We start from the raw sequence: 1,405 nt of genomic DNA on the forward strand, positions 1-1,405 counted from the left end.
AGCATTACAGTTGCATTCTAGTTTTGAGATGAGCTCGTCGAGCGGCCGCCTGATGGGCGCGTCTCCAGCATGACCATGCGATGACGTAAGCGGGGCTTATGCGACGCTGAGCAAGCCTGATGGCGATGCGCCGGACTTCCTGGACAGACCAGCGGATCAAATCCTGATGGTCGGCATCCGCGGTCTTTTTGGGGGCGTCGCGTCATTGGCGCGGTACCGGATCACCGCCATCATGGCGAAGGCAAGCATGACGAGGGAGACGTGGCGATGCCAGCCATGCCATGACCGGGTTTCGTTGTGATCGAGTCCGAGCTCGTTCTTGGCGGTCTCGAAGCTGTCTTCGATCGCCCAGCGATGGCCTTCAACGGAAACGAGCGTCTGGATGTCCGTCCCGGCCGGGCACCATGTGGTGAAGAATGCGAGATCACCGTCGCTGATATTGCGCCGGATCAGGAGGCCACGGGTCCAAAGCCCCGATTTCTTTTCGTTGTATTCGTCGGCATCGAGATCGGCGAGTTCGCAGTAGGCCCAGTCATGAAGCCGCGCGCCTTTGGTGCCCTCACCGGCGGAAAGACGTTGCCATGCACTTGGATCGAGATCACGGGCGATCTCCTGCGCTGTGCCGGCGACCGGAGGCTTTCCCGACCACGAGCCGAAATGGTGGTCCGATTTAACCCCAAGAACGTAGCCTTTGCAGGCTCGACGCAGGGTCCCCTCAATGTCCCCGACGCCATAGACCGCATCTGCAGCCACCCATGAAAACGGCACATCGGCTGCCAGCGCCCGCCGTATCATATCGACAGCCAGGCCTGGCTTGGTAGCGAAGGCTGTAGCCTGAGGAACATGAGTTGCTGCAAGCCTTGCCGGATCGCCAGTCCAGCTCTTGGGCAAGTACAGGGCTCGATCGATAAAGGCATGACCGCGAACGGACACATAGGCGGCGAACACACCGATCTGGCAGTTCGTTATCTTGCCTGCCGAACCTGTATATTGACGTGCAACACCGCACGACGTCTTGCCCTGCTTGAGGAAGCCCGTCTCGTCGATGACCAGGACCGCATCATCCGTGGCGAGGTTTTCTACGACATACTCTCGCACGATGTCGCGAAGTGCGTCCGCGTCCCAGCGCCCGCGCCCCAGAATGGCTTGTTGCCGCCACGGGCCGGGATCACCGGCCGCCTCAGCACGCATCCAACCTGTCTTACGCCGCTCGTCACCCAGCAAGCCGTCCAGGAAAAGGTTCGCAGATGCTGCAACTCGCTCCTGCGTAAACAGTCCGCGCATGCGAGCCTTCACGTCGCGCAACGATGATGCCCAAAGCTCAAGCGTCGTCTCGATTGATGCACCTGCCATCCATGACCTCCGAATCATGGAGACCCATAGATTCAGATCATAGATAAATATG

General features: G+C 59.7%; 1 protein-coding gene. It reads right to left on the reverse strand.

What is annotated here, in order from left to right:
• Positions 1–156: 156 nt before the first annotated feature.
• A complete protein-coding gene (locus AC244_RS34735) occupies positions 157–1,371 on the reverse strand; it encodes an IS701 family transposase (protein ID WP_082367355.1) in 1,215 nt (404 codons plus the stop codon).
• Positions 1,372–1,405: the final 34 nt, after the last annotated feature.

It is taken from the genome of Ensifer adhaerens (assembly GCF_001270265.1).
GTDB lineage: Bacteria > Pseudomonadota > Alphaproteobacteria > Rhizobiales > Rhizobiaceae > Ensifer > Ensifer adhaerens_B.

Coding starts and splice junctions, on each gene's coding strand:
- AC244_RS34735 (WP_082367355.1), bottom strand. CDS start 1,371: ATGATTCGGAGGTCATGGATGGCAGGTGCATCAATCGAGACGACGCTT.